Genomic DNA, 25,707 nt, shown 5'->3' on the forward strand with positions numbered 1-25,707 from the left:
ACCCGTTCCACACCATGTCCTACATCCTTGATGCGCTGCGGCGCGCCCAGGCCGAGCGCGGCCGGGGCAGCGTGCCGGGCCTGCACACCCCGGCCTCTCCCGTGGGCGCACTGCCCACTGCGGCGGCCGCAGCCCGCGGTCCCCGGGGCGGCGCCTTGTTGTGGGTCGCGCTCGCTCTGGGCGCGGGCCTGGCTGCTGCCGTCTGGTGGCTGTGGCGCGCACCGCCCCCCGCCGCCGTGGTGGTGGCCGCATCCGTGGCGCCTGCCGTGCCGGCACCGCCTGCGCCGCAGGCCGCGCCGGTCCCGGCGGCGGTCCCCGCGCCTGCGCCGGCGCCTGCGGCGGCGCGGGACGCGCGTCCCGCGCGGCGCGCCGCACCGGAGCGCGCGGCGGCGCCTCCGGCCACTCCCAAGGAGGCGCCGAAGGAAGCGCCCAAGCCGGCGGCCTCCGCTGCGGCGGCCACCCCGGTGTTCGCGCAGGGCGACCTGCCGCCGTCGGTGCGCGAGCAGCTGCCCACGCTGCAGCTGGCGGGCGTCACCTATTCCGCCAATCCGCTGCACCGCATGGTCATCGTCAACGGCCAGGTGCTGCACGAAGGCGATGCCGCCGCGCCGGGCCTGGTGCTGGAGCGCATCGAGCCGGGCCGCACGGTATGGGCGTTCCGGGGCTACCGCTACGCCCTGCCGTCGCAGTGAAGGAGGTTTCATGCCGAATTGGCTTCAAACTGGCTGCAGGCAAGCGCGAGCAGCTATGAAATCGGGAGCCGCTGGCGCATGAGCCAGGACGCGCCTCTCTACCTGCGGCGCAGGCCGCCCACGGCAGCCGAGCTGCAGGGCATTCCATGGCTGGGCCTGCTGCACAGCGCCGAGCGCGAGCGCGCGGTGGCGGCGCTGGTGGTGGGCGATGCGCAGGCGGGCGACTACGTGTGCCGCGTGGGGCGCTCCGTCACCTACTGGTTCGGCCTCGTCGAAGGGCTGCTCAAGATGAGCGCCGACAACGCCGACGGCCTGACCATGACCTTCACCGGCGTGCCGCCGGGCGGCTGGTTCGGCGAGGGCACGGCCATGAAGCGCGAGCCTTACCGCTACAACATCCAGGCGCTGCGCAAGAGCGTGGTGGCGGGCCTGCCGATCGACACCTTCCACTGGCTGCTCGACCACTCCATCGGCTTCAACCGCTTCGTGATGAACCAGCTCAACGAGCGGCTGGGGCAGTTCATTTCCGCGCGCGAGATCGACCGCATGGGCAGCCCCGACGCGCGCGTGGCGCGCAGCCTGGCGGCGCTGTTCAACCCCGTGCTCTACCCCGGCGTGGGCGAGGTGCTGCGCATCACGCAGCAGGAGATGGCCTACCTGGTGGGCCTGTCGCGCCAGCGCGTGAACGAGGCGCTGGCCTGCCTGCAGGAGCAGGGCGTGATCCGCGTGGAATACGGCGGCCTGCGGGTGCTCGACCTGAACGCGCTGCGCTCGGGCGACTTTCCGCGCGCGGTGGCGAGACAATAGCGGCCATGCCAGTTCCTCCACCGCGCCCGCGCCTGTCGCTGGCCCCGAAAAAAACCGCTCCGCCCAAGCCCGCCGCTGCTCCCTCTCCGCGCCCTGGTGCCGCTCCGCCCGGCGGCGGCGACCGCTCGCGCCTGAACAAGCGCATGGCCGAGCTGGGCCTGTGCTCGCGCCGCGAGGCCGACGAGTGGATCGCCCGGGGTTGGGTACGCGTCAACGGGCAGGTGGCGGCCATGGGCCTGCAGGTGCTGCCGCAGGACCGCATCGACGTGGACCGCGCCGCCCAGGGCCAGCAACAGCAGCAGGTGACCATCCTGATGCACAAGCCCATGGGCTACGTGAGCGGGCAGGCCGAGGACGGGCACACGCCCGCCGTGGCGCTCGTCAGCCAGCGCACGCACTGGAAGGGCGACGCCAGCCGCACGCGCTTCTCGCCCGCGCAGCTCAAGGGCCTGGCGCCGTGCGGGCGGCTGGACATCGACTCCGTGGGTCTGCTCGTGCTCACGCAGGACGGCCGCGTGGCGCGCCAGCTCATCGGCGAGGACTCCACGGTGGACAAGGAATACCTCGTGCGCGTGGAGTACCCGACAGCAGGCGGCGTCGTGGCCGCCGACGTGCAGGCCGCCTTTCCGCGCGAGGGGCTGGCGCGGCTGCGCCACGGCCTGAGCCTGGACGGGCAGGCGCTCAAGCCCGCGCAGGTGGAGTGGCAGAACCCCGAGCAACTGCGCTTCGTGCTGCAGGAGGGCAAGAAGCGCCAGATCCGCCGCATGTGCGAACTGGTGGGGCTGAAGGTGGTGGGCCTCAAGCGCATCCGCATCGGCCGCGTCACGCTGGGCAGCCTGCCCGTGGGACAGTGGCGCTATCTGGGCCCTGGCGAACGTTTCTGAGAAGCTACCCGCGCACCACCACGCACTGGCCGTCGAGTTCCAGCCCCGACTGCCGCGCCGCCGCCAGCAGGCGCGCGTGCAGGTCGGCGTTCTCGACCACGGCGCAGCGGTCGGTGCTGGCGCATTCGAAGCGGATTTCCTTGCTGGCCGCCGAGTTGCTGCGCAGGAAGAACACCGCCGTGCCGCTGCGGTTGAGCGTCATCGAGAGCAGGTCCTGCTCGCACATCTCGCGCATGATGCGCGAGATGCTGCTGAACGAGATGCGGGTGCCGCGCTGGATCACGATCTGAAAGGCGTCGTGGGCGGTGACGCCCTGGCTGCCCATGGTGGCGATGGCCTGGTACACGCTGATGCGGGCCATGGTGGGGCGCAGGTTCGCAGCGTTCAGGCGCTCCAGCACGCGGGACTGCTCCATGAGCGGGTCTTGAGGCTGCAGGGGCGAGGGTGGGGTAGGCGCGGCGGACGGATGACGCTGACTCATGCCCGGATTATGAGTGGGTGAATAGTATTGTCAAATGCTACTCATCGGGCCGCGCGAATGCGCCCGCGCCGCCTGCGCGGGTCAGTCGGCCGGGGTCTTGTCCACGCGCGCGGTGCGCACGCCGCTGATCTGGCCGCGCACCACTTTCCAGAAGTTCTTGGTGCCATCCACCAGCCGCCAGGCGTTGGAGCGGTGGGCCAGCACGCCTACTTCGGGCAGCACGTCGCGCAGGCTCTTGAGGCCCAGCGTCTTGAGGTACTTGCGCACGGTGGTGGGGCTGTGGATGAGCAGCATCACGCGCCAGCCGTAGTGCCGGCCCAGGATCAGCATGCCGATGGCGCTTTCCAGCTCGTCGAGGTCGCCGTTGAACTCATCGACGGCGCGATCGATGATGGACAGAAGATCCTTGTCGTTCATGAAAGTCGGGGCGGTGCCGGTGTGTGAAGCAAAGTAAAGGCGCGGTAAAGGCGCCAGTGTCGCACGGATGCCGCGGGCGCAGCAGTAGGTCTTTGAATGACAATCAGGCGCTTTGCAGCCCTGCCTCTTCTTCCTGCCGTGTTCGATGCGTTTTCCGTGGTGCTTCGCGAGTCGGCGGAGCTGCTCCTGATCCTGGGCGCGCTCGTCGCCAGCCTGCGCTCGGCGCAGGGCGCGCGCTGGCTGCCGTGGGTGGCCGCAGGCGCGGTGGCGGGTTGCGCGGCGGGGGCGGGATTCACGCTCTGGCTGGTTTCTGCGCACATCGACCCGCGCTGGGCGGCGGGCCTGACGTTCGTGCTGGCGCTGGGCGTGCTGGTGCTGGTGAGCACCTTGCTGGCGGCCCAGGGGGCGATCCGCGCGCACGTGCAGGCGCTGGTGGAGAAATGGCTCGAACGTCCCTCCGCACCGCTGTGGCTGCTGGCGTTCAGCTGCGTGGCCAGCCTGCGCGAGACGCTGGAGGCGGGCCTGTTCCTGCGCGGGCTGTGGCTGCGCACGGGCGGCGCGGGCGTGCTGGAAGGTGCCGTGCTGGGCTTGGCGGGCGCGGCCTGCCTGGCCGTCGCGTGGCGCGGGCTGGGCACGCGTGTGGGCATGCTGGCGGCGTTCCGTCTGTCGGCGGCGCTGCTGTCGCTGCTGGCCATCCAGATGATGCTGGGCGCGCTGGCCGAATACCTGGCGCTGGCCGCGCCCACGTCCGCCTGGGCGCGCCACCTGGAGGCGCTGGCCGCGCCCGTGCTGCCGCAGGGGCGGTGGTTCGGCGCGTTCTGCGCGGTGCTGATGGTGCCGCCCGTGGCGTACATCCTGCGGTGCTGGTGGCGGGAGTCGGCGCCGAGGGTGTAGCTTCTTTTTCGATAGCTTGTTGCGCTTGATTGACGAGTGCTTCAGGGGTCGATGATGCTGAAACCCTTATCTGAAAAGCGCGACCAGCTCACTTTTTTGAAGACTCGTCCCACACCGCCTCGGGCGTGAGCTGCTCCAGCCGCGCACAGCCCAGTTGCGCCAGGGCCAGCTCCAGCTCGGAGCGCAGCGTCAGCAGCAGATGGGCCACGCCCTGCACGCCGGCCACGGCCAGTGCGTGCAGCTGCGGGCGGCCGATGAGCACGGCGCTCGCGCCCAGGGCCAGGGCCTTGGCCGCGTCGGTGCCCCAGCGGATGCCGCTGTCGAGCAGCAGCGGCGCGGCGGGCACGGCGGCGCGGATGGCGGGCAGCACCTCGATGGGCGCGGGCACGCCGTCCATCACGCGCCCGCCGTGGTTGGAGACGACGAGCGCATCCGCGCCGCGCGCCACGGCCTCGGCGGCCACGCGGGGCGAGAGCACGCCTTTCACGATCAGCGGCAGGCGCGTCTGCGCGCGCAGCCATTCCAGGTCTTCGAGCGCGGGCGCCGCGTCGGCCAGCGGTGTGCCCAGCAGCACGGCGCCGCCGATGGCCTGCGGCGTGTGCTGCATGGCCGGGTAGCCGCGCAGGTTGGCGGCCTCCACGCTAGGCGGCAGCGCGAAGCCGGAGCGCTTGATGGACGCGTCCACCGTCCACACGATGGCCTGGTAGCCCGCGGCCTCGGCGCGGCGCAGCAGCGCCAGCGTGTGCTCGCGCGCGGGCTGGGAGTAGAGCTGGAACCACAGCGGCGCGCCGTAGCCCAGCTCGCGCGCGGCGGCCTGCGCGGCGGCGGCGATGTCTTCCAGCGTGTGGCTGGAGAGCGTGCTGGCGATGTAGCCCGCGCGCAGCGCCATCGCAGCGCGCACGCTGGCGATCTCGCCCTCGGGGTGCGCGAGGCCCTGGTAGGCCACGGGCGCGAGCAGCAGCGGGTGCTCGAAAGCCTGGCCCAGCAGCGTGAGCCGCGTGTGCCCGCTGCGCAGGCTGGCCAGCGGGCGCGGCAGCAGGCGCAGCGCGTCCAGCGCGGCGCGGTTGTGGGCCAGCGTCAGGTTCTGGTCGGCGCCGCCTTGGATGTGGCGCCAGGCCATGGCCTCGATGTGGTGCGCGGCGTGGCGTTCGTAGTCCAGCGCACAGCCGATGTCGGCGGGAATGCGCGTGTGCGCCGGGCGCACGGGCGCTCCATGAATATTGAGACTGGGTGAATCGGTTGTCATCTCAGTTATCCATAGCGCTGCGTGCTGCCTGCATCGCATGAAACTGGCGCGCCCCATGCGCGGGCCGCCGCGCAAGGGCCGTCCCGCCGCGCTGGTGGCGTCCCCCTCCCGTAGCGCGCAGCGCGAAGAGAGAGGGGGAAGGCGCGAAGCGACTCAGGGGGTGTTTCATTTTTCATGCCTGCGACCACATGCGCAGCAGGTTGTGGTACGTGCCCGAGAGCGCGGCCAGCGCCAGGTCGCCCGGGTGGCGCGCGGTGAGTTGCTGGATCTGCTGGTCCAGGTCGAACAGCAGCCGGCGCTGCTCGGCCGAGGCCACCAGGCTGTGCGTCCAGAAGAATGACGCGAAGCGCGTGCCGCGCGTGACCGGGTTGACGCGGTGCAGGCTGGTGCCGGGGTAGACGATGGCGTCGCCCGCGGGCAGCTTCACGCTCTGCTGGCCGTAGGTGTCCTCCACGATCAGCTCGCCGCCCTCGTATTCATCGGGGTCGCTGAAGAACACGGTGGTCGATACGTCGGTGCGCACCTTGATGGCCGTGCCGGGGATGGTGAAGAAGGCGTTGTCGATGTGGTTGCCGTAGGTGCCACCGCCCTCGTAGCGGTTGAAGCGCGGCGGCAGCACCTTGAGCGGTAGCGCTGCGGCCATGAAGAGCGGGCTGGCGCCGAGCTTGTCGAGGATCAGGTCGCCCAGCTGCGCGGCCAGCGGGCTGTCGATGGGCAGCTGCAGATTGGCCTTGACGCCGGCGGCCAGGTGGCCGACGGTGGCGCGGCCGTCCTGCCATTCGGCCTGCTCCAGCGCCTGGCGGCAGGCGCGCACTTCGTCGCGGGTGAGCAGGGCGGGGATGCGCAGCAGCATGGGTTTCCTGGCACGAAAAATGGGGAAGGTATCAGAACGAAGCCCCGCCGCAGGGCCTGCGGCGGGGCTTGGTCACCCTTGGAGTTTGATCGCGGTCAGATCAATACGTGAACTTGAGCGACGCGACCGCCGAGCGGCCCGCGCCCATGCCCGCGTAGTGGGCCGCGTAGGCGGTGTTGTAGTAGACCTTGTCGGTCAGGTTGTACAGGTTGACCTGCAGCGACAGGTTCCTGTTGAAGGCGTAGCTGGCCATGGCGTCGTAGCGCACGTAGCCGGGCGTGCCCTTGCGGATGAGCGAGCGGTTGCTGCTGAACGAATAGCCGCCCACCACCTCGCTCTGGCCGAAGGCGCCCACGCCGAGGGTGAGCTGGGGCGTGACCTTGTAGCTCGTCCACAGGCTGAAGCTGTGCTTGGGCGTGTTGGGGAAGGCCTGGCCGTTGGCCGCGCTGGGCGTGCAGGCGCCGCCGCCGCGGGGGCAGGAGGTGCCGGAGTTCTTCTGCTCGCTGTCCATGTAGGTGTAGCCGCCGAACACGTCCCACAGCTTGGTTACGCGGCCGGCGAAGCCCAGCTCCAGGCCGTTGACGACCTTCTCGCCGGCCATCAGCACCTGGCCGAGGGCGTCGGTGATGCGGGCGTTGGTGGTCTCGTTGCGGAAGAGGGCGGCCGTCAGCGACAGCTGCCGGTCCATCACGTCCCACTTCGTGCCCAGCTCGAAGGAGCGGGTCTTCTCGGGCTTGAGCGCATCGGCGTTGATGACGCTGATGGCCTGGTCCTCGCTACCCTGGCCCACGGCGCCGCCGCCGGGCTTGGACGAGGTGCCCATGCTGGCGTACAGGCTCGCGTTGGGCTGCAGCTTGTAGACCACGCCGAGCTGGTAGTTGAGCAGGTTGTCGTCGTACTCGTAGGCGCTGGTCGCATTCCACTGCTTGGTGCGGTAGTGGTCGTAGCGCAGGCCGGCGTTGACGAGCCACTGCGGCGTCAGCGTGATCGTGTCGAAGGCGTACAGCGCGGCGGTGTTCGCCTTGTACTGCGTGACGGCGTTGTTGCGCACCATGTGGCCCGTCCACGGGTCGCTGCCGCTGGGGCTGTACAGGCTCGTGCACATGTAGGGCGACAGGCCCGTCACGCACTGGTTGGTGTTGGCGATGTCCTTGCCGTCGGCGCCGACCATCTTGTAGCTGTCGAGGTCGGACTCCTCGCGCGAGAGTTCCAGGCCCACGGCGAACTGGTGCTTCACGTCGCCGCTGAAGGCCTGGCCGGTGAACTCGGTCAGGTTCTGCAGCGTCTTGTTCTCGGCGTAGCGCGAATTCATGCGGCGCCACACCTTGCCATTGGCCACGTTGCTCTGGCTGTCGTCGGGCTGCGTCCAGACATAGTCCTGCGTGCCCTTGCTCCAGCGCGTGGCGTTGCGGATCTTGTTGGTGTCGCTGAACTTGTGCTCGATGGCGGCGGTGAACATGTCGCTCTTTTCCTTGCGGAAGTCGCGCGCCTTCAGGCCGTACCAGTTGTCGCGGTTGCCGCCGTAGGTGGGCTTGACGAAGGTGGGCGAGGTCAGCCCGCTCACGTTGCCCATCGCGTACGGCACGCCGGTGTCGGGCATGTCGTCGCTGGTCATGTGCTCGTAGGCCAGCGTGATCTCGGTGGCCGTTCCCATGCCGAAGGTCACCGTGGGCGCGATGCCCCAGCGCTGGTTGTCCGGGCCGTTGCGGCCGGGCACGTCGGCGTCGTGCGCCATCGCGTTCAGGCGAAAGCCCACGGTGTCGCCCAGCTTGCGGTTCAGGTCGACCGTGGCGCGCTTGTAGCTGTCGGTGCCCAGGCCCACGTCGCCGCTGATGAAGTTCTCGTTCTTCGCGCGCTTGGTCTGCATGTTGATGCTGCCGCCCGCGCCGCCGCGGCCCGCGTAGGCCGAGTCGGAGCCCTTGACGACCTCGATGGCCTCGATGTTGAACACCTCGCGCGAACGCGCGCCGATGTCGCGCATGCCGTCCACAAACAGGCTGCTCTGCGAGTCGCTGCCGCGCAGGAAGGGCCGGTCGCCCACGGGGTTGCCGCCCTCGCCCGCGCCGAAGGTGATGCCGGGCGTGGTGCGCAACGCCTCGGTCAGGCTGGTGGAGCCGGTCTGGCGGATCACCTCCTCGTTGATGACCTGCACCGTCTTGGGCGTATCGAGCAGCGGCGCGGTGAATTTGGAGGAGGGCGCCTGGTCCACCTTGACGGGCAGGTCGGCCGTGTCGGTCACCGTCACCGTGCCCAGCGTGGCGTTTTGCTGCGCGAAGGCAGTAGTAGCGGCAAAGCACAACCCGGCGGCCCATGCCACGCGGGTCAGCTTCGCTGGAGGGAGGCTGTGTTGGATCTCTTGCATATTCGCTCCGTTGAAGACGGTGCGAATTGTTGTTGCAAATCAGAATCGATTGTGTTCTGGTGGTCGAAAAACTGCAGTAGTGTTGTGGTGGTACTACGAAATATCAAAAAAGAGAGCTGCTTGCGCTTGTCAGTCAAGGATTTCAGATCCATTTCGATCTGAAATCCAATGTGAGCAAGCGCAAGCAGCTCCTCTTTTTGATGGCTGGCGGTCAGGCGGCCAGTGCTGGCAGCCCCTGCAGCGCCGCGCCGATGGCCAGAAGGTCGCGGTCGCGCCCGCGCCGGCCCACGACCATCAGCCCTGCGGGCAGGGCGCTGGCAGGCTGCGCGATCGGCAGCGACAGCGCGGGCAGGTCGTAGAAGTTGAACACCGAGGGGTTGCGCAGCGCCAGCAGGTTGGTCCGGATGAACGCGGCGTCGTCGCGCAGCGCCTCGATGGCGGGCGCGACGAAGGGCACGGTGGGCAGGACGAGGGCGTCCACGTCCTCCAGCTGCGCGTCCAGTGCCGGCAGCAGCGCGGCGCGGGCCTGCAGCATGCCCACGTAGTGCGCGGCGGCAATGGCTTCGCCGCCGCGGATGCGGCCCAGCACCAGCGGGTCGATGGCCTCGGGCGCCTGCGCCAGCACCGCACGGTGGATGTGCGCGGCCTCGGCGGCGGTGATCGTGCCGCGCTCCTGCACCTGCGCGGGCGCGACCAGCCACTCGTCCAGCGCCATGTCGCGCACACGGGCGCCGGCGGCCGAGATGGCGGACAGCGCGGAGTCGAAGGCCTGCTGCACGGCGTCTTCGGTCTGCGCGAACAGCAGGCCGCGCGGCACGCCCAGGCGCAGCCCGCCCACGCTGCGCGCGGGCAGCGGCGTCCATTCGCAGCCCGAGAGCACGGCATCGGCCTGCGCGCAGTCCTGCACGCTGGCGGCCAGCGGGCCCACGGTGTCCAGCGTGAACGACAGAGGGTAGGCGCCCGTGCGCGGCACGCGCGCCTGCGTGGGCTTGAAGCCCGTGACGCCGTTGAGCGCGGCGGGGATGCGGATGGAGCCGCCCGTGTCCGAGCCGATGGCGATCTCGGCCATGCCGCGCGCCACGCTCACGCCCGCGCCGCAGGACGACCCGCCGGGAATGCGCGCGCCGTCGCGTGCGTTGCCCGGCGTGCCGTAGTGCGGATTGATGCCGATGCCGGAGAACGCGAACTCGGTCATGTTGGTCTTGCCGATGACCACCGCGCCCGCGGCGCGCAGGCGCCGCACGGCCAGGGCATCCTGCTCCGCCGGCGGGGCGCTGCGCAGCAGGGCGGAACCTGCCGTGGTGGGCTCGCCGGCCACGTCGAACAGGTCCTTGACGGAGACGATGCGCCCGTCCAGCGGGCCCAGGGCGATGCCCCGGGCGGCGCGGGCGTCGGCCGCCTCGGCGGCCTGCAGCGCGGCGTCGGCATAGACGCGGGTGAAGATGCGGCGGCCTTCGTCGCCGGCCGCTTCGATGGCGGCCAGGGCCTGCCGGGTGCGTTGGGTGCTGGAAGAGGTCATGGGCGGAACTGTAAGGCGGTGCCGGTAAGATAGCTGCAGCGCAAGTATTCCCGGCGCCTGTACGCTGGATATGGCTCTTGTGTTATTTGAATGAGATAATAAAATATCTTATTAAAATAATTGATGCCTGCCATGAGCGCTGTACCCCGGAAATCCCCCCGTACCGTGTCCAGAAAAGCGGCGCCAGCCGCAGAGGGCGGCGCCGTCCTGGCCGATGCCAGGGAGTCGACGCTCTACGTGAATTCGGTGGAGAAGGCGCTGCAGGTCATGGCGGCGTTCGGGCCGCAGCGCAAGCAGCTCACGCTCACGCAGATCGCCGCGCATTCGGGCATGGACATGAGCACCGTCCAGCGCTTCACCTATACGCTGGTGGCCCTGAACCTGCTGCGCAAGGATGCGAACACCAAGCTGTACGAGCTGTCGCCGCGCATGCTGGACTTCGGGCACCAGTACATCTCCGCCAACGACCTGGTGAGCCAGGCCATGCCGTTCCTGCAGCACCTGGCGATGGAGACGGAGGCGGCGGTGAACCTCAGCATCCTCGACGGCACGCAGATCGTCTACCTGCAGCGCATCGTGAGCCGCTACGTGCTCTCGCCCGAGCTCATCGTGGGCACGCGCCTGCCGGCGTACTGCACCTCGTCGGGGCTGGCGATGCTGGCGGCGCTGCCGCCCGAGGAGGCCGAGGACATCCTGGACCGCTCGGAGCTGGTCAAGTACACGCGCCACACGGTCACCGAGCGCGGCCAGATCCTGGCGCGCCTGGACACCATCCGCGAGCTGGGCTATGCCCACGTCGAGGACGAGATGTACCTGGGCGACATCGCCATCGGCGTGGCGATCACGAACTCGGACAAGCGCGCCGTCGGGGCCATCAACATCGGCGTGGCCCGGCCGCAATGGAAGGGCGAGGCGGACAAGGAGCGGATCTCCTCGCTGCTGATCGCCGCAGGGCGGGCCATCTCTAGCCGCCAGTAGCCGGCAGCGCCGCGCGGCGCCCGCTCTCTTCCCAGCCAGGGTGGCGCAGCGCCACCCTGGCTTTTTTGTGCCCGCTCGACGCTGTTCGAGCCAAATCGGCCTCCAGCGCTTATCCAGAAAGCGCGAGCAGCTAGCAATCCAATAGCAAATGCCTTCCATGGCCCCGTTGCCCTTCGTGGCGCGCGGGGACCTCCAGCTTGCACCCTATCGGGTTTACACCTATATTTCATTGCAAAGAATATTTTTATATTTCATCGCAATAGTTTTTTATCAAAGGAGTGCGCAAGATGTCCCAGCAATTCAAGTTCATCGAGGTGGAGCAGCACGACGTGGTCGGGCTGATCCGCCTCAACCGGCCGGAAAAGCTCAACGCCTGGACAGGGGCGATGCGCGAGGAAATCATGCAGGCGCTCAAGGCCTTCGACGCGGCCGAGGGCACGCGCGCCATCGTCATGACGGGCGCGGGCAACCGCGCCTTCTGCGCGGGGCAGGACCTGTCGGAGGCGCACGACTTCGACGTCGAGGGCTCCAAGGCGTGGATCCGTACCTGGGAAACCTTCTATGACGTGATCCGCAGCCTGGGCAAGCCGCTGGTCTTCGCGCTCAACGGCACGGCCGCGGGCTCGGCCTTCCAGACGGTGCTGCTGGGCGACGTGCGCGTGGGCCACCCGGGCGTGCGCATGGGCCAGCCCGAGATCAATTCGGGCATCGCCAGCGTGACGGGGCCGTGGATCATGAACATGATGCTGGGCATGTCGCGCACCATCGAGCTGACGCTGACCGGCCGCCTGATGGAGGCGCAGGAATGCCAGCACATCGGCGTGCTGCACCACGTGGTGCCCGAGGACCAGGTGCTGCCGCGCTCGCTGGAGATCGCACGCGAGCTGGGCGCCAAGCCGCCCGTCGCCATGCGCCTGGACAAGCAGCGCTTCCGCGAGATGACGGAGGCCAGCTTCCGCGAAACCATCGACGCCGCCATCCGCCTGCACGCCGAGTCCTACGCCACCGGCGAGCCGCAACGCATGATGGAAGCGTTCTTCGAGCAGCGCAAAAAGCACTGACACCCATCCCGCACGTCCCCCCTTTTCCTGGCACCGATTGGAGCGAATCATGAGCAAACCCCTGAACCCCATGCGCCGCCGTGAACTGCTGCAGGCCGCCGGCGGCCTTGCGCTGGCCGGCGCGGCCCCGCTGGCCCTGGCGCAGGACAAGAAGATCGTGGTGTCCGACCCGGGCGGCCCCTACACCGCCGCGTACCGCCGCGCGTTCTACGACCCGTTCGAGAAGGCCACGGGCATCAAGGTGATCAACGTGGCGCGCGAGGCGCAGCCGGTCGCCCAGATCAGCGCCATCGTCAAGTCCAAGAACTACATCTGGGACGTGACCACGCTCACGCTCTCGGCCGACATCCCGTACCTGGAGTCGCAGAACCTGCTGGAGCCCATCGGGCTCAAGGCCGCCGACTTCCCCGACGTGATGCCGGAGGCCATCACCGCCAACTGGCTCGGCGTGGACATCTATTCCACCGTGCTGGCCTACCGCACCGACAAGTTCAAGGACGCGGGCCCGAAGAACTGGGCGGACTTCTGGAACGTGGAGAAATTCCCCGGCCGCCGCAGCCTGCGCCGCAGCCCCATCGACACGCTGGAGCAGGCGCTGATGGCCGACGGCGTGCCCGTGGACAAGCTCTACCCGCTGGACATTGAGCGCGCGTTCAAGAGCCTGGAGAAGATCAAGAAGCACATCAGCATCTGGTGGACTTCGGGCGCGCAGGCCATGCAGGCGATCCAGAACGGCGACGTGGACATGATCTCCACCTGGAACGGCCGCGCGCAGACCGCGATCGAGAACGGCGCGCCGGTCAAGATCGTCTGGGACCAGGGGCTGTATTCCATCGAAGGCTGGGGCATTCCACGCGGCACGCCGCGCGCCGAGCTGGCCAAGCAGTTCGTGCGCTTTTGCGCCGACGCCAAACGCCAGGCCGCCATCACCGCCGACCTGGCCTACGGCCCGACCAACCGCCGCTCGTTCGACTCCATCGATCCCAAGCGCGCCGAGATCCTGCCCAGCGCCCCGGCCAACATCCGCAACATGGCGCTGCCCAGCCCCGAGTGGTGGGCCAAGAACCGCCAGGCGGTGACCGAGCGCTTTAACAACTTCATCATCTCCTGACGCACGCGAGGCACCATGTTCAAGCTGGAGACCGCCGGCCTGGCCAAGCGCTACGGCGAAACCGATGCCCTGCTGCCCACCGACCTGCAGGTGCGCGCGGGGGAATTCCTGACCTTGCTCGGCCCCTCGGGCTCGGGCAAGACCACGCTGCTGATGATGATCGCGGGGCTGGTCGCGCCCACCGGCGGGCAGCTCTTCATCGACGGCAAGGACGCCACCTACGCGCCCCCCGGCCAGCGCGGTATCGGGATGGTGTTTCAGAGCTACGCGCTGTTCCCGCACATGACGGTGCACGACAACGTGGCCTATGGCCTGCGCATGCGCAGAACCGGTTCACAGGACATGGCCCGCCTGGTGGACAACGCGCTCGACATGGTGAAGATGCGCGAATACGCCCACCGCTACCCCAAGGAGCTGTCGGGCGGCCAGCAGCAGCGCGTGGCGCTGGCGCGCTGCTTCGCCTACAGCCCCTCGGTCATCCTGCTGGACGAGCCGCTGGGCGCGCTGGACAAGAAGCTGCGCGAGCACATGCAGCTCGAGATCCGCCGGCTGCACCAGGAGCTGGGCGCCACCTTCATCTACGTGACCCACGACCAGGAAGAGGCGCTCACCATGAGCGACCGCATCTGCCTGATGAACCACGCGCGCATCGAGCAGATCGGCACGCCCGTGGAGCTGTACGACGAGCCGGCCACGCGCTTCGCGGCGGGCTTCATCGGCCAGTCCAACCTGCTGGCGGGCGCGCTGGAGCAGGCCGGCAGCTTCCGCGCGGGCCAGCACCTGATCCCGGTGCCGGCGGAGCAGGGCGCGGCCGCGCCCGAAGGGGCCGTCTCGCTGCTGGTGCGCCCCGAGGCCGTGGAGCTGACCGCGCCCGAGCAGGGGCTGCTGCAGGGCGAGATCTCGGAGGTGGTGTTCCTGGGCAACGAGGTGCGCGTGCTCGTCGCGCTGCCCGAGGGCGCGGGCCACACCGAAACCTTCATCGCGCGCTGCGGCCGCGAGCGCCAGCCCCGCGTGGGCGACCGCGTCGGCCTGCGCTGGGAGCTGGCACGCTCGCGCGTGCTGCACTGCTGAACCGGCCAGGAGACATTCCCATGCAGCTCGCCCGTTCCGCTCCGGCCCGGCCCGCCTCCGCCGCAAGGCGCCTCGCCGTTCTCTGGGCGCCCGCCTTGCCCGCCATCGCCTTCCTGGCGGTGTTCTTCGTGGTGCCGGTCCTGCAGATCCTGCAGGGCGGGTTCTTCACCGAGGCGGGCACCTGGGACGCCTCGCAATTCCAGCGGCTGATCACCGCACCCGTGTACGTCAAGGTGCTGTGGACGACCTTCGGCATCTCGCTGGCCACCGCCGTGCTGTCGGTGGCGCTGGGCTACCCGCTGGCGTACTGGCTCGGCATGATGACCGAGCGCTCGCGCGGGCGCTGGGTGCTGTGGATCATGCTGCCGTTCTGGACGAGCTACCTCGTCAAGACCTATGCCTGGATGCTGCTGCTCTCGCGCACCGGGCTGCTCACCACGGTGGCCTCGCTGCTGGGCCTGACGGGCGAGAGCGGCGCGCTCGCGCCCTCGCTGCTGGGCGTGCTGGTGGGCATGGTGCATGCCATGCTGCCGCTGGCCGTGCTCACCATCCTGCCGACCATGCAGGGCATCAACCGGCAGCTCTCCAGCGCCGCGGAAATCCTCGGCGCGGGCCGCGCGACCAACTTCCTCACCGTGTTCTTCCCGCTGTCGCTGCCGGGCGTGGCCGCAGCCGGGCTGCTGGTGTTCATCACCTGCCTGGGCTTTTTCATCGTGCCCGCGCTGCTGGGAACGCCGCGCGAATCGATGATCGCGCAGCTCGTCATCTCGTCGGTGCTGGAGCTGGTGGACATGCGCTTCGCCGGAGCGCTGTCCATCGTGATCCTGCTGTGCTCCATCGTGGTGTTCTACGTCTACGACCGGCTGGTGGGGCTGACCTCGCTGGCGGGCGAGGCCAGCCAGCGCAACACCGGCGGCCCCGGCTGGGCCATGCGGCTGCTCTACGTGCTGGGCGGCGTGCTCGACAAGGTGTTCGCCGCGGGCAGCCTGCGCGCGCGCCGCGCCGGCGTGCTGGCCGGCTACTGCATGGCGGCCGTGGGTTTCCTGTTGCTGCCCATCCTGATCGTCATTCCCATCGCCTTCACCCGGACGGCCGTGGTGGCGTTCCCGCCGCAGCTCTTCAGCCTGCGCTGGTTCGCCGAGTTCATCGAGTCGCCTGTGTGGCAGGCCGCGATGGTGCGATCGCTCGCCGTGGGCGCTGCCACAGCGGTGCTGGCCGTGGTGCTGGGCTTCGGCGCCACCTACACGCTCACCAAGGTATCGGGGCGCTGGGTCAAGCCGCTGTTCGCGCTGTTCGTCGCGCCGCTGATCGTGCCGCGCATCGTGGTGGCCATCGGCCTGCTGTATCTGTTCGCCAGCTTCGGTATGACGGGCAGCGACCTGGGCCTGGTCATCGGCCACACCATCCTCGCCATTCCCTACGTAGTGGTCACGCTGTCGGCGGGCTTCCGCCAGTTCGACTGGCGGCTGGACGATGCGGCGCGCATCCTGGGCGCGTCGATGTTCGGCCGCCTGCGCACGGTGCTGCTGCCGCTGCTGGCCGGCAGCATCACCTCGGCGCTGCTGTTCGCGTTCATCGTGTCGTTCGACGACCTGTCCATCGCCATCTTCGTGAGCGGCGGCGTGAACACCACCCTGCCCAAGCAGATGTGGGACAGCATCCAGCTCGCGGTCACGCCCACGCTGGCGGCAGTCTCCACCTTCCTGGTGCTGCTCATCACCGTGATCATCTTCGCCTCTTCGTACCTCAAGACCAAAGGTAGCCGCTAATGTCCCGCTCTCCATACCTTCCCCAGCGCGTCGAGAACGACCAGCTCGACGTGGCGCCGCTGCTGTACGCCGGCCTGGTGGGGAACGACCCGCATGCGCCCATCGAATACGAGGGTCAGCCGCTTTCGCGCGCGCAGCTGCGTGCCGACGTGGCGGCCTTCCAGCAGTGGCTGCGTGCCCAGGGGCTGGTGCAGGGCGACCGCGTGGCGGTCATGCTGAACAACTCCGTGCAGCACATCGCGCTGATCTACGCCCTCGTGCTTTCGGGCCTGACCTGGGTGCCCATCAACACGCGGCTGCGCGGCGCGGGCCTGCGCTATATCTTCGAACACGCCAAGCCCCGGCTGGCGGTGGTAGACGACGAATTCGAGCCGCTGGTGCGCGAGCAGCCGCTGCCCGGCGTCGCCATCGCCAACCTGGCGCAGATCGACCTCTCGGCAGCCGGCCCGCTGGAGCACGTGCCCAGCCAGGGCGGTGACATGCTGTGCCTGATCTACACCTCGGGCACCACGGGCGCCCCCAAGGGCGTGGTCTTCACGCACCGCATGATGCGCATCGCCACCGAGGCAGCGCTGCTCGTGGCCAACATCCGCGACGGCGACCGCGCCTTTCTCTGGGAGCCGCTGTGCCATATCGGCGGCGCGCAGATGCTGCTGGTGCCTTTCCTCGCCAAGGCCACGCTGCTGGTGGTCGACCGGTTCTCGGCCAGCCAGTTCTGGCAGCAGTGGCAGGACAACCGCGCCACGCACCTGCACTACCTGGGCGGCGTGCTCGACATCCTCATGCAGATGCCCGAAGGCAGCAACCCGCTGGGCGCCCGCATTTCCGTCGCCTGGGGCGCGGGCGTGGCCGCGAGCAACTGGCAGCCCATCCGCGAGCGCCTGGGCTGCGAGCTGCGCGAGTGCTACGGCATGACCGAATGCTCCAGCTTCGCCACGCTCAACGGCAGCGGCAAGCCTGGCTCCATCGGCAAGGCGCTGCCGTGGATCCGCCTGCAATTGCTGGACGAGAACGACCAACCCGTGTCCGTGGGCGCCGCGGGCCAGATCGTGCTGGAGAGCGACCTGGAGGGCGCCTTCCTGCCCGGCTACCTGGACAACCCCGAGGCCACGGCCAAGGCGCTACGCCATGGGCGCCTGTACACCGGCGACATGGCGCGCCAGGATGCCGACGGTGACCTGTACTTCATCGGCCGCTCCTCGGACAGCATGCGCGTGCGCGGCGAGAACGTCTCGGCCTGGGAGGTGGAGCGCGTGTTCGCCGAACACCCGTGCATCGAGGCCTCGGCCGCCATGGGCGTCAAAGGCGCGGTGGGCGAGCAGGAGATCTTCCTGTACGTCAAGTTCAACGCGGGCCAGGCGGTGGACTGGAGCGAACTCGTGCAGTGGGCCAGGCCCAGGCTGGCCGCGTTCCAGCTGCCGCGCTACTACGCGGCCATCGAGCGCTTCGACCTCACGCCCAGCCAACGCATCCAGAAGCACAAGCTGAGCCCGGATGTCGGGCAGGCGTGGGCCAGGGCCTGACCGCCGTCCCCCTGCAGGTGCCTCCTGCGGGCGCCCCGTGCAGGCAATAATCGCAGGCTCTTGAATCGCGCCGCTGCGCCCCCAAGTGCAGCGGCGAACCGGCCGCAGGCGGCCGGCCATCCGTTTCAACCCTCCGTTTTTGCCCGCACACGCATGAGCAACAAGCAACACCATTCCTTCCAGGCCGAGGTCGCGCAGCTGCTGCACCTCGTCACGCACTCGCTGTATTCCAACAAGGAGATCTTCCTGCGCGAGCTGGTCTCCAACGCCTCCGACGCCTGCGACAAGCTGCGCTTCGAGGCGCTGAACGACAGCGCCCTCTACGAAGACCAGCCCAACCTCGAAGTGCGCATCGCCTTCGACAAGGCGGCGCGCACCCTGACCATCACCGACAACGGCATCGGCATGAGCCAGCAGGAGGCCATCGACCACCTGGGCACCATCGCCAAGAGCGGCACCAAGGACTTCATGAGCCGCCTGACGGGCGACCAGAAGGCCACGGCCAGCGAGCAGGGGCAACTCATCGGCCAGTTCGGCGTGGGCTTCTATTCGGGCTTCATCGTGGCCGACAAGATCACCGTGGAGAGCCGCCGCGCGGGCCTGCCGGCTGCTGAGGGCGTGCGCTGGACGAGCGGCGGCGCGGGCGACTTCGACGTGGAGCAGATCGAGCGCGCGGCGCGTGGCACCAGCGTGATCCTGCACCTGCGCGAGGACGCCGAGGAGTACCTGAACGCCTGGAAGCTCAAGCAGATCATCGGCAAGTACTCCGACCACATCAGCCTGCCCATCCTCATGGAAAAAGAGGAATGGAAAGAGGGCGAGAAGGAAGGCGAGCCCGGCGAGATGGCCAAGACCGGCGAGTGGGAGACCGTCAACAAGGCCAGCGCCCTGTGGACGCGCCCCAAGAAGGACATCACGCCCGAGCAGTACCAGGACTTCTACAAGTCGATCAGCCACGACTTCGAGAACCCTTTGAGCTGGAGCCACAACCGCGTCGAGGGCAACACCGAGTACACGCAGCTCCTGTACATCCCCGCCAAGGCGCCGTTCGACCTGTGGAACCGCGACAAGAAGGCGGGTGTGAAGCTCTACGTGAAGCGCGTTTTCATCATGGACGACGCCGAGGCGCTGATGCCCAGCTACCTGCGCTTCGTCAAGGGCGTGATCGACTCCAACGACCTGCCGCTCAACGTGAGTCGCGAGCTGCTGCAGGAAAGCCGCGACGTGCGGCTGATCCGCGATGGCTCGGTCAAGCGCGTGCTCGGCATGCTGGAAGACCTGGCCAAGCACGACAAGCATGAATCGGCCACCGATGCCGACGGCGTGACCGACGTGGTGAGCGAGGAAGACAAGGCCAAGGAAGGCAAGTACACGCAGTTCTACAACGAGTTCGGCGCCGTGTTGAAAGAGGGCCTGGGCGAGGACTTCGCCAACCGCGAGCGCATCGCCAAGCTGCTGCGCTTCGCCTCCACGCAGAGCGATACGCCGAGTGTCGGCCTGGCCGACTACAAGGCCCGCATGAAGGAAGGCCAGGACGCCATCTACTACATCACCGCCGATACGCTGGCGGCGGCCAGGAACAGCCCGCAGCTCGAAGTCTTCAAGAAGAAGGGCATCGAGGTGCTGCTCATGGCCGATCGCGTGGACGAGTGGGCGCTGGGCTACCTGCAGGACTTCGACGGCACGCCGCTGCAGTCCGTCGCCAAGGGTGCGGTGGACCTGGGCAAGCTGCAGGACGAGGCTGAGAAGAAGGCGGCCGAGGAAGCCGCAGAAACCTTCAAGCCCGTGCTCGCCAAGCTGAAAGAGGCCCTCAAGGACAAGGCCGAGGACGTGCGCGTGACCACGCGCCTGGTCGATTCGCCCGCATGCCTGGTGGTGCAGGACGGCGGCATGAGCACGCAGCTCGCCCGCCTCCTGAAGCAGGCAGGCCAGAGCGCGCCGGATTCCAAGCCCGTGCTCGAAGTGAACCCCGAGCATCCGCTGGTCAAGCAGCTCGATGGCAGCATGCATTTCCACGACCTGGCGCACATCCTGTTCGACCAGGCACTGCTGGCCGAAGGCGGCCTGCCCGACGATCCGGCGGCCTACGTGAAGCGCGTGAACGCGCTGCTGGTGTAACTAGAGAAGGCGCAGCAGGCGTGTTTGTAGATAATTCTGGCCATGCTGCGCTTCTTTCTGCTTTTCCTCACCCTCCAGTTCACCCTGTTCGGCCTCAATATGCTGAACTGGGTGCAGCAGCACTTCGTGGTGCCGTGGACGACTCTGCTCGCAAAGGTGTGTGCCACCCTGGTGATGTGGTTCGACAGCACCGCCGCCGCGCAGGGCAAGGTGCTTTGGAACACGGTGACGGGCTTCGGAGTCTCCATCGAGGCAGGCTGCAACGGCATTGAGGCATGTATCGTGCTTTTTGCCGCTGTGATGGCATTCCCCGCGGGATGGCGCCATAAGCTGGTGGGGCTGGTCGCTGGATTCGCCGCCGTGCAGGCGCTCAACGTGGTGCGTGTGATCAGCCTGTTCTATATCGGGCAGTGGAGCAAGCCGCTCTTCGACTTCGCGCACGAATACCTCTGGCAGGGCTTGATCATGCTGGATGTGCTCATCGTCTGGCTGCTCTGGGTGCGCGCGGTTGCCAAAGGTTCGCCGCAAGACAGTGGCACCCCGCCTGACGAGCCACCGCCGCCCTCGCTGCAAGGGGCGGTTGCATGAGCACGGGGCCGGTTCAGGCGCAGCCCGCTTCCAAGGGCGCGTCGAGCCACGGCCGGGCCGTGCTGACGCGCTTCATGGTGTTTTCCGTGGCCACCACCATCGCGCTGATGGCGCTGTGGACACAGGTGTCTCCATGGCTGAGCTATCCCGTGGCGGTACTCTCCGACATCGTTCTCAACCAGACGGCGCCCATGTGGGTGCGGTCGGTGGAGGTGCAGCCGGGCCAGATGCTGGTGAAGACGGCCGTAGAAGTGGTTATTCCCAATAGCGGCGGGCGCAAGGCCGCAGCCATCCTTCCGGCGGACCCTGGTCGCCTAGCCTACGGGTTTCCCATTCTGCTGGCGCTGCTACTGGCGTCCTGGGCCATCATGCGCAGACCGGGCCTTGTCCAGCGGGCACTGGTTGGGTACGTGTTGCTGTTGCCGACCCAAACTTTCAGCCTGGTGATGTTCGTCCTCATGAATCTGGCTGCGGGCGCGCAATACGACACCCGCGCACTGCGAGTGGACCCTTGGCAGATCGAAGCCATCGTTTTCGGCTCCCAGGTCGCCACGCTGGTCCTGCCCGCTCTCATGCCCGTGCTGATTTGGCTGTGGCTCGACCGCAAGTTCTTCAACGACGTGATTGTGCATGGTTGGAAGCAGTCGCTCGAAGCCAAGAAGCAGTCTGGCGCCCGCGAAGGTGCGAATGGCTGACAGGCAAATGTGCCATGTCGCGTGGCGCATCGCCTTTGCCGCCGGTCTGGCTTTGGCCTGCACGGCAGCGCCGCATGCGCAGCTGCCAGCTACCGATGCCGGCACTGCGCTGCTGCATGCAGCCCGGGAGGGCGACGCGGCCGCCGTGCGCCGCCTGCTGGCGCAAGGCGCACCCGTGGATGCGCTCGATGCGCATGGCAGCACGCCGCTGCTGCTGGCCACGGCGGGCAACCATGTGGAAGTGGCGCGTTCGCTGGTACTGGCGGGCGCCGACGTGAATCGGCAGAACGACCAGCGTGACAGTCCCTACCTGCTCGCCGGAGCGCGGGGCCGCCTGGAAATCCTGCGCATGACGCTGTCCTACGGCGCCGACCTGAAGAGCACCAACCGCTACGGCGGCACCGCCCTCATCCCCGCCTGCGAGCGCGGACACGCGGAAACGGTGCGCACGCTGATCGCGGCCGGCGTGGCCGTGGACCATGTCAACCGCCTGGGCTGGACCTGCCTGCTGGAAGCCATCGTGCTGAGCGACGGCGGCCCCCCGCACCAGGACATCGTGCGCCAGGTGCTGGCCGCAGGCGCCGACGTGAACCTTGCCGACCGCGATGGCGTCACCCCGTTGGCGCACGCGCGCCGGCGCGGACAGACGGAGATGGAACGTATCCTGACTGCCGCTGGCGGACGCTGATCAGGCGCAAGCCACGGCATGACACGGGCTCAAGCGTACAAGGGCTCCTCCTGCATCGCCTCGATCTGTTCGTGCAGCATGTCCACTTGTCCGCGCCAGTAGTCGCTGCTGCCGAACCACGGGAAGTTGATCGGGAAGATCGGATCGTTCCAGCGCCGCGCCAGCCATGCGCTGTAGTGGATCAGGCGCAGCGTACGCAGCGGCTCGATCAGCGCCAGTTCGCGTCGGTCGAAGGGGCGCAGCTGTTCGTAGCCGTCCAGCAGTGCGCGGAGCTGCTGCGTGCGCTGGCGGCGCTCGCCCGAGAGCAGCATCCACAGATCCTGCACCGCCGGGCCCGTGCGTGCGTCGTCCAGGTCCACGAAGTGCGGGCCGCCGCCGTGCTTATCCACGGGCGTCCACAGCACGTTGCCGGGATGGCAGTCGCCGTGCAGGCGCAGCGTGGTGGCGTCTTTCAAGCCAAAAGTGCCTCCAGTGCTTGTCTGGAAAGCGCTGGCAGCTATTAAATCGAGAGCTTCATCGCAGGCCGCGCGCCAGGCGGATTGCTGGTCCAGGGGGATGATCTGCTGCGCCAGCAGCCAGTCGCGCGGCTCCTGCCCGAATGCGCGCGCATCGAGCGCGGGCCGGTGCGCGAACGGCCGCGCCGCGCCCACGTTGTGCAGGCGGGCCAGGAAGCGGCCGACCCACTCCAGCACCTCGCCATCATCCAGCTCCGGCGCCCGCCCGCCGCGCCATGGACTGACCGAGAACGCGAAGCCTGCGTGGTGATGCATGGTGCGGCCGTCCAGCAGCAAGGGGGCGATCATGGGCACCTCGGCCTCGGCCAGCTCCAGGGCGAAGGCGTGTTCCTCTAGGATCTGCGCCTTGCTCCAGCGGCCGGGGCGGTAGAACTTGGCGACCACGCGCCCGCCGTCCTCCAGCACCGCCTGATAGACGCGGTTCTCGTACGAGCCCAGGGCCATCAGCCGCCCATCGCCGTGCAGGCCGATGCTGGAGAGGGCATCCAGCACCAGGTCGGGAGTGAGTGTGGCGTAGGAGTGGAGGGTGTCGTCAGGGGCGTGCGGCGTCATGCCCGCATTGTCGCCCGCGCCTGTGGCGCCGCCGCAGGCCCGCCGCCGCCGCCAGCAGCCAGCCCGTGGACCGACAGGGAAGGGATGGGCTGAGGCCCCATGGGCGCGGACGCCGCGGCAAAAGTGCCTGAGAGAGCACCGCTCGCATTGTGGGTGAATTGCCAGTCGGTCAGCAGCGTGCAGTTGTCGGCCGACTGGCCGACGGGGATGAAGAAGCATTCGGCATTGTGGGTGGCCGAAAACAGCGACTGGTCGATATAGAGGGTGGACAGGCGGTCCCCCACCGCGTGCGGCGGCGTTCCGGTCAGCCACTTGCGGACTTCGAGGTTGAACTGCGTGAGCGCGCCCGAAGCATCTGTCCATACCATGAGCCGGTGCACCCAGGCCCCAGCTTCGGTGTAGGTGTTGACCCCGTCAGAAAACGAAAACGCCGTGGGCGCCAGCGTGGTAGCCGACAGGCTGGCCGCCAGCGGCGCACTCAGGGTGAACTGCCCGGCCACGGTCATGGCGCTGGTGTAGGCCTCGCAAGCGGTACTGCCCGCCGGCATGCAGGGGATGAAGCTGGAGTAGGCCGCCTGCGACGCCAACTGGTACGTGGTGACCTGCGCCGACGCGGGCAGCGACAGCGCGCCCAGCGCCAGCAGGCTGGCGATCGGAAGATGCATTTTCATGGTGTCCTTCTTTGGGAGTGCAATGGTTTTGATAGCTTCCAGCGCTTGTGTGGAAAGCGTTAGAGGGCTAAAAGGCTTCACGCCCTTCGCCGCGCCGCGCGCAGGCCGCAGGCCGCCGCCAGCAGCGACAGGAGTGCCAAGCCCCCATCGCTTTTGGTCTGCGTCGCTATGAGGGACTTCGAGGATGGCTGGCCGTCGGAACAGTCCAGCGTGTATGCGTTGCCGCCGTGCGTCATGCCGGCGTGGCTGGCAGCGGATGCGAGCGCCAGAAGCTCGGCTGCATGTGGGAAGAATGAGGAATAGGCGGGCATTGTGATTTCCGTGAAGGTGGCGATCGGGCCGTGCTGTTGGCTGGCGTGCCGATGCAAAGGGCCGTAACGGAAATCTAGTGGCTGTACCTGGCGTGAATCTGAGCAAGTCTGAGCGCAGCACCTCTGGGTGATTTTTGGCAAAAATGGCTTCCAGCGCTTTATGGATAAGCGCTGCCAGCTATCTTTATAGGAGCGAAAGCTCCAGCGTGAAGCACACCGGTTCGGTGCCGCCCGCTGCGGCCAGGGCCACGCTGCCGCCCAGTTTTTCGGCGATGCGCCGCACTAGGTACAGCCCCAGCCCGGCGCCGGGACGATGCTGCGCGCCCTGGCCGCGCCAGTAGCGCTCGAACAGGCGGGCTTGCTCGTCGGGCGGTATGGCGGAGGCAGGGTGGCTGACCTCGATGCGCAGGCGCTCGCCGTTGCGGCGGGTGCGCACCTGCACAACGGCGCCCTCGGGTGCGTGGCGGTCGGCGTTGGCCAGCAGGTTGCGCAGGGCGATGCGCAGCAGCGCGGCGTCGGTGGCGAGGTGGCGCGTGCCTTCACCGTGCGCGCAGGCGATGCGGCCGGGGGTGAAGTCCTGGCGCAGTTTGTCGATGAGGGCGTGCAGATCGCAAGGGGAAAGCTGCGGCGCGCCGTGGGGTTCGGCCATGCGGTCGTCGGCCAGGCAGTCGTCCACCAGGGCCAGCAGGCGCTGGGCCGCGGTGCGGATGTTGTGGCTGCGCGCCAGGGTCTTCTTGGGCGGGGCCTGAAGGTTGCGTCCGAGCTGCTGCGCGCTGGTGGTTATGATGGCCAGCGGCGTGCGGAATTCGTGCGACACCATGGCGACGAAGTCGCGCTGCTCCTGGCGCACGCGCCGCTCCAGTTCCAGCGATTGCAGCAGCTCGCTCTCGCGGCGCTGGCGTTGGGCGAGTTCGGCTTCGAGCTGCATCTGTTGGCGCTCGCGCGCGCGGCGCTGGCGTTCGTGGCTGCCCACGATCCACAGGCTCAGCAGCACCATGTGCACCATGGTGCCCAGGGCCGAGATGTTCTCGGTGAATGCATTGACGGGCAGCCAGCCCAGGTTGCGCACGAAGGCGATGAGCACGCTGGCGTAGAAGATGCCGAAGGCGGGCAGGAAGAAGCGCGCGGGCCGGTGGCCGCGCCGCAGCAGCCACAGCGCCAGGCTGGTGAAGACGGCGATGAGCAGCAGCGACGCGACCTGCACGGGCACGACGCCCATGCTGTAGCGGCCCAGCAGGACGGCCAGCACGCACAGCGCGCCGAGGGCCGTGCTGGCGTGCGTGAGTACGCGCGCCGTGCGCGGCAACCGCTGCGCCAGCTTCAACTGGCCGCAGGACATGCGCACGGCGATGGGCAGGGCGCTGGCGATGCCGACGCCCAGCAGCCGGTCGCTCCATGCGGCGGGCAGGCCGGTAATCTGCTGCACCAGCCCGAGCGACAGCACCTCGTTGAGCACGCAGGTGCCGATGTAGGCCAGGAGCAGCCCGCTCATGGGCGCGCGCGTGGCGCGCCAGAACAGGCCGTGCAGGCAGATCAGCAGCAGATAGAAGCCGAAGTACAGGCCGAAGAACAGGCCCTCGCGGCGGGTGTGGTTGTCGAAGGCCAGGCGTTGCCAGACGTCGATGCGGGTCTTGAGCGCGTTGCGCGTGGTCAGGCGCACCAGCACGGTGTAGTCGCCTGCCTGGGCCGGGTCGAACTGCATGGCGGGGCTGCGGAAGTCCACGGGCCACTGGTGGCGGGGAACCTCCTCGCCGCTGGCGCCGAGGGGCTTCCAGCCGCTGGCACCGGGCACTTGCACGTATATGCGCACGTCGTCCAGCACCGCATTGCCTAGAGCGTGTTATGAACTTATTCCGGAGCCCAGGACAGGCGCAGCCTTGGGCAACATGAGGATCACGAAG

24 protein-coding genes are annotated in these 25,707 nt (G+C 68.4%); 14 read left to right on the forward strand and 10 right to left on the reverse strand.

All coding sequences use genetic code 11. The annotated features are described in order from the left end of the window. The first annotated feature begins 14 nt into the window (after nucleotides 1-14). The 3 genes from AVS7_RS13125 to AVS7_RS13135 all read left to right on the forward strand — a co-directional run bounded on the left by AVS7_RS13125 (nucleotide 15) and on the right by AVS7_RS13135 (nucleotide 2,383). Nucleotides 15-692 (forward strand): general secretion pathway protein GspB, encoded by a 678-nt coding sequence (locus AVS7_RS13125; RefSeq protein ID WP_020228862.1) that lies wholly within the window; start codon nucleotides 15-17, stop codon nucleotides 690-692. A 78-nt stretch (nucleotides 693-770) separates the two neighbouring features. After that, nucleotides 771-1,499: a Crp/Fnr family transcriptional regulator gene (locus AVS7_RS13130; protein ID WP_020228863.1), complete on the forward strand. Its 729-nt coding sequence runs from the start codon at nucleotides 771-773 to the stop codon at nucleotides 1,497-1,499. Between the two features lie 143 nt (nucleotides 1,500-1,642). Continuing rightward, entirely contained in the window at nucleotides 1,643-2,383 is a 741-nt protein-coding gene (locus AVS7_RS13135; RefSeq protein ID WP_020228864.1) for a pseudouridine synthase, read from the forward strand. A gap of 4 nt (nucleotides 2,384-2,387) precedes the next feature. On the opposite strand, the gene AVS7_RS13140 is transcribed toward AVS7_RS13135, so the two are convergent. Then, nucleotides 2,388-2,864: a transcriptional repressor gene (locus AVS7_RS13140; protein WP_144425104.1), complete on the reverse strand. Its 477-nt coding sequence runs from the start codon at nucleotides 2,862-2,864 to the stop codon at nucleotides 2,388-2,390. An 81-nt stretch (nucleotides 2,865-2,945) separates the two neighbouring features. Beyond that, nucleotides 2,946-3,281, reverse strand: coding sequence for a hypothetical protein (locus AVS7_RS13145; RefSeq protein ID WP_020228866.1), 336 nt, complete (start codon nucleotides 3,279-3,281; stop codon nucleotides 2,946-2,948). Nucleotides 3,282-3,419: 138 nt separating this feature from the next. Between AVS7_RS13145 and AVS7_RS13150 the strand changes: the two genes are divergently transcribed. Beyond that, nucleotides 3,420-4,175, forward strand: a complete 756-nt coding sequence (locus AVS7_RS13150) for a hypothetical protein (RefSeq protein WP_020228867.1) — start codon at nucleotides 3,420-3,422, stop codon at nucleotides 4,173-4,175. A gap of 88 nt (nucleotides 4,176-4,263) precedes the next feature. On the opposite strand, the gene AVS7_RS13155 is transcribed toward AVS7_RS13150, so the two are convergent. The 4 genes from AVS7_RS13155 to AVS7_RS13170 all read right to left on the reverse strand — a co-directional run bounded on the left by AVS7_RS13155 (nucleotide 4,264) and on the right by AVS7_RS13170 (nucleotide 10,155). After that, a complete protein-coding gene (locus AVS7_RS13155) occupies nucleotides 4,264-5,421 on the reverse strand; it encodes an alpha-hydroxy acid oxidase (RefSeq protein WP_034690908.1) in 1,158 nt (385 codons plus the stop codon). Nucleotides 5,422-5,593: 172 nt separating this feature from the next. Further along, a complete protein-coding gene (locus AVS7_RS13160) occupies nucleotides 5,594-6,274 on the reverse strand; it encodes a Fe2+-dependent dioxygenase (protein ID WP_020228869.1) in 681 nt (226 codons plus the stop codon). A 100-nt stretch (nucleotides 6,275-6,374) separates the two neighbouring features. Then, a complete protein-coding gene (locus AVS7_RS13165; protein ID WP_024001530.1) occupies nucleotides 6,375-8,636 on the reverse strand; it encodes a TonB-dependent siderophore receptor in 2,262 nt (753 codons plus the stop codon). Between the two features lie 211 nt (nucleotides 8,637-8,847). Beyond that, complete coding sequence (locus tag AVS7_RS13170) at nucleotides 8,848-10,155, reverse strand: amidase (RefSeq protein ID WP_020228871.1); 1,308 nt, start codon at nucleotides 10,153-10,155, stop codon at nucleotides 8,848-8,850. Between the two features lie 165 nt (nucleotides 10,156-10,320). On the opposite strand from AVS7_RS13170, the gene AVS7_RS13175 reads away from it, so the two are divergent. The 10 genes from AVS7_RS13175 to AVS7_RS13220 all read left to right on the forward strand — a co-directional run bounded on the left by AVS7_RS13175 (nucleotide 10,321) and on the right by AVS7_RS13220 (nucleotide 21,757). Next, nucleotides 10,321-11,133: an IclR family transcriptional regulator gene (locus tag AVS7_RS13175; RefSeq protein WP_020228872.1), complete on the forward strand. Its 813-nt coding sequence runs from the start codon at nucleotides 10,321-10,323 to the stop codon at nucleotides 11,131-11,133. Between the two features lie 287 nt (nucleotides 11,134-11,420). Further along, entirely contained in the window at nucleotides 11,421-12,194 is a 774-nt protein-coding gene (locus AVS7_RS13180) for an enoyl-CoA hydratase/isomerase family protein (RefSeq protein ID WP_020228873.1), read from the forward strand. Nucleotides 12,195-12,243: 49 nt separating this feature from the next. Further along, nucleotides 12,244-13,305, forward strand: a complete 1,062-nt coding sequence (locus tag AVS7_RS13185; RefSeq protein WP_024001532.1) for an ABC transporter substrate-binding protein — start codon at nucleotides 12,244-12,246, stop codon at nucleotides 13,303-13,305. A 15-nt stretch (nucleotides 13,306-13,320) separates the two neighbouring features. Then, nucleotides 13,321-14,376: an ABC transporter ATP-binding protein gene (locus AVS7_RS13190; protein WP_020228875.1), complete on the forward strand. Its 1,056-nt coding sequence runs from the start codon at nucleotides 13,321-13,323 to the stop codon at nucleotides 14,374-14,376. Nucleotides 14,377-14,396: 20 nt separating this feature from the next. Then, on the forward strand, nucleotides 14,397-16,145 hold the full coding sequence (locus AVS7_RS13195) for an ABC transporter permease subunit (protein ID WP_024001533.1): 1,749 nt from the start codon (nucleotides 14,397-14,399) through the stop codon (nucleotides 16,143-16,145). Beyond that, nucleotides 16,145-17,668 carry an AMP-binding protein gene (locus tag AVS7_RS13200; protein WP_020228877.1) on the forward strand — a complete coding sequence of 508 codons (1,524 nt, stop codon included), beginning with the start codon at nucleotides 16,145-16,147 and terminating at the stop codon, nucleotides 17,666-17,668. The genes AVS7_RS13195 and AVS7_RS13200 overlap by 1 nt, the downstream gene beginning before the upstream one ends. Before the next feature lie 153 nt (nucleotides 17,669-17,821). Beyond that, a complete protein-coding gene (htpG, locus tag AVS7_RS13205; RefSeq protein WP_020228878.1) occupies nucleotides 17,822-19,786 on the forward strand; it encodes a molecular chaperone HtpG in 1,965 nt (654 codons plus the stop codon). A 42-nt stretch (nucleotides 19,787-19,828) separates the two neighbouring features. Next, nucleotides 19,829-20,374 (forward strand): exosortase H, encoded by a 546-nt coding sequence (gene xrtH, locus AVS7_RS13210; protein ID WP_020228879.1) that lies wholly within the window; start codon nucleotides 19,829-19,831, stop codon nucleotides 20,372-20,374. Beyond that, complete coding sequence (locus AVS7_RS13215) at nucleotides 20,371-21,069, forward strand: exosortase H-associated membrane protein (protein ID WP_020228880.1); 699 nt, start codon at nucleotides 20,371-20,373, stop codon at nucleotides 21,067-21,069. Before xrtH ends, AVS7_RS13215 begins: the two co-directional genes overlap by 4 nt. Continuing rightward, the gene (locus AVS7_RS13220) at nucleotides 21,062-21,757 is read left to right on the forward strand and encodes an ankyrin repeat domain-containing protein (protein WP_234450018.1); all 696 of its coding nucleotides are present in this window, start codon (nucleotides 21,062-21,064) and stop codon (nucleotides 21,755-21,757) included. Before AVS7_RS13215 ends, AVS7_RS13220 begins: the two co-directional genes overlap by 8 nt. Nucleotides 21,758-21,786: 29 nt before the next feature. On the opposite strand, the gene AVS7_RS13225 is transcribed toward AVS7_RS13220, so the two are convergent. The 4 genes from AVS7_RS13225 to AVS7_RS13240 form a co-directional block, all read right to left on the reverse strand. Then, a complete protein-coding gene (locus AVS7_RS13225) occupies nucleotides 21,787-22,824 on the reverse strand; it encodes a serine/threonine protein kinase (RefSeq protein ID WP_020228882.1) in 1,038 nt (345 codons plus the stop codon). Further along, nucleotides 22,821-23,495: a hypothetical protein gene (locus AVS7_RS13230; RefSeq protein ID WP_020228883.1), complete on the reverse strand. Its 675-nt coding sequence runs from the start codon at nucleotides 23,493-23,495 to the stop codon at nucleotides 22,821-22,823. Before AVS7_RS13230 ends, AVS7_RS13225 begins: the two co-directional genes overlap by 4 nt. Nucleotides 23,496-23,572: 77 nt before the next feature. Next, complete coding sequence (locus AVS7_RS13235; RefSeq protein ID WP_024001535.1) at nucleotides 23,573-23,863, reverse strand: hypothetical protein; 291 nt, start codon at nucleotides 23,861-23,863, stop codon at nucleotides 23,573-23,575. Between the two features lie 127 nt (nucleotides 23,864-23,990). Beyond that, nucleotides 23,991-25,628: a 7TM diverse intracellular signaling domain-containing protein gene (locus AVS7_RS13240; protein WP_020228885.1), complete on the reverse strand. Its 1,638-nt coding sequence runs from the start codon at nucleotides 25,626-25,628 to the stop codon at nucleotides 23,991-23,993. Between the last annotated feature and the right edge of the window lie 79 nt (nucleotides 25,629-25,707).

The sequence above is a fragment of the Acidovorax sp. MR-S7 genome (genome assembly GCF_000400995.2).
GTDB lineage: Bacteria > Pseudomonadota > Gammaproteobacteria > Burkholderiales > Burkholderiaceae_C > MR-S7.